2 protein-coding genes and 1 pseudogene are annotated in these 1,585 nt (G+C 43.5%); 1 reads left to right on the forward strand and 2 read right to left on the reverse strand.

The annotated features are described in order from the left end of the window. On the forward strand, window positions 1-782 hold a 782-nt coding region (locus F6K53_RS41175), incomplete at its 5' end, for a hypothetical protein (RefSeq protein WP_293086089.1). Window positions 783-1,077: 295 nt separating this feature from the next. On the opposite strand, the gene F6K53_RS41180 is transcribed toward F6K53_RS41175, so the two are convergent. Then, a complete protein-coding gene (locus F6K53_RS41180) occupies window positions 1,078-1,266 on the reverse strand; it encodes a hypothetical protein (RefSeq protein WP_293086092.1) in 189 nt (62 codons plus the stop codon). 129 nt (window positions 1,267-1,395) lie between these two features. Continuing rightward, a pseudogene (locus tag F6K53_RS41185) lies at window positions 1,396-1,585 on the reverse strand (hypothetical protein); the annotation flags it as partial.

Raw genomic sequence — 1,585 nt, forward strand, 5'->3', positions numbered from 1 at the left:
CCCTTTGCAATCTACAACCAAATCCAAACCAAGAAGACCACACTGGTGCTACTAGTCAAGGGATTGTAGTGATTTCTCCCCTAGATGACCTTGAAACTGGTGAAGATTTGGCTACTACTGGTGATTTTGACATCACCGATGGCCCGATTAACGTCGAGCCCCCTATAGAGAGTCAAAGAATTATAGATTTTGATGACATTAACCCAGTGTTTGATGTCAAAATTCAGCCTCAAGATGGAACAACCGCGAATATCACCAAGATTGAAATTAGTAGTAATCCATCAGTAGACTCAGATGGCGCTCTAGTCAAGGTCAGTAGCAGGGCGACGGCTACTAACAGGATTAGTCCCAATCCCTTGGCCAATGGCCACGCTACGGGAACAGGCAACTCTGGTGGCGGTGTGGTAATGGTCAGCAGTAGCAGCACGGCTACCAGTACCATTAGTGACAATACCTCAGGGGATTTAGGGAATCGCATTTCCAGTATCCATGGCACAGCCATGGTTTCCAGCACCATAAGTAACCCTAACACCAATAATTATCACGTTAGTGGTGCCGCCGGTGTCACCACTGGTAACAACAACCCGATTAGTAATCCGGATGATGTTACCGATGGACCTGACAATCTCCTTGAGGGCATCGTTGGTACTATTACCAATCCCATTGATTCCCTACTTGGTTCCTTCCAGACTCCATCTCTGTTCACTCCATCTCTGTTCACTTCATCTCTAGGTTTTCCTAGTTCTGGGATTGATCTTGACCAGAGTCGTTCGCTTATTTGAGCAATTTGTGGGCATCACTCCTAATATTGGTGCCTTTGCAGCTCAACCCGAAATAGGACTTGACCTGTTCAAGGACTAAAAATCATTGTCTTGATGCAGTCGCTCATGGGGGTAACCCCCAAGACCGCGCTGCATCGCTTCGACCTTTGCCCTAGTAATCAGTCTATTTAGTGTTGAGGCTTAGGTGTTAGGTGTTGGGAGTTAAGTGTTAGGTTAATGGTGTTAGTTAGTAGTTAACGCCTAATACCCAGTTATTAATACCTAGTTATTAGAGTCTACTCGAGAAAAGTATAGGTTAAGTTTCTCTAAAATACTGGGTTAGGTTGTTGAGCGCCTCTGTAGCACTTTCAATGGCCGACGCTAATTCTTCAATGCGGTCAGAGTGAGCTTTACCTTCAATTTCATTTTTCAGCAGTGCTTGTAATTTCAGAATCAATTCTTTTTGGTAGCTGACTGAGTGAGTAAAATCTGTGGATTCCATCATTGGACTTAACTGAATTGCCTTAGCTGATACTTGTTCGCGTAGCCTGCGCCTAGCACATTAGCTGACCATTGAATTCGAGTTTACCTAACCCAATTGTATTCAGTTTACCGTAATTTATATCAACGTTAACTATAGCAGTTTCTTACTATTCCCGATTCCCGATTCCCGATTCCCGATTCCCGATTCCCGATTCCCAGAAACCCTGTTCCCTATTGAACATTTATTCATAACGGCAATCCCTATAAAGTTAGTGATAAAAACCGAATTTTCACTGCTATTTTGAAGTACTACCATAATAATAAAAGGCCATAAAACAAGG

The organism is Moorena sp. SIO4A1, from assembly GCF_010672065.1.
GTDB lineage: Bacteria > Cyanobacteriota > Cyanobacteriia > Cyanobacteriales > Coleofasciculaceae > Moorena.

Bases quoted from the DNA above. Each gene is read 5' to 3' on its own strand.
- F6K53_RS41180 (WP_293086092.1), bottom strand. From the start codon at position 1,266: ATGATGGAATCCACAGATTTTACTCACTCAGTCAGCTACCAAAAAGAA.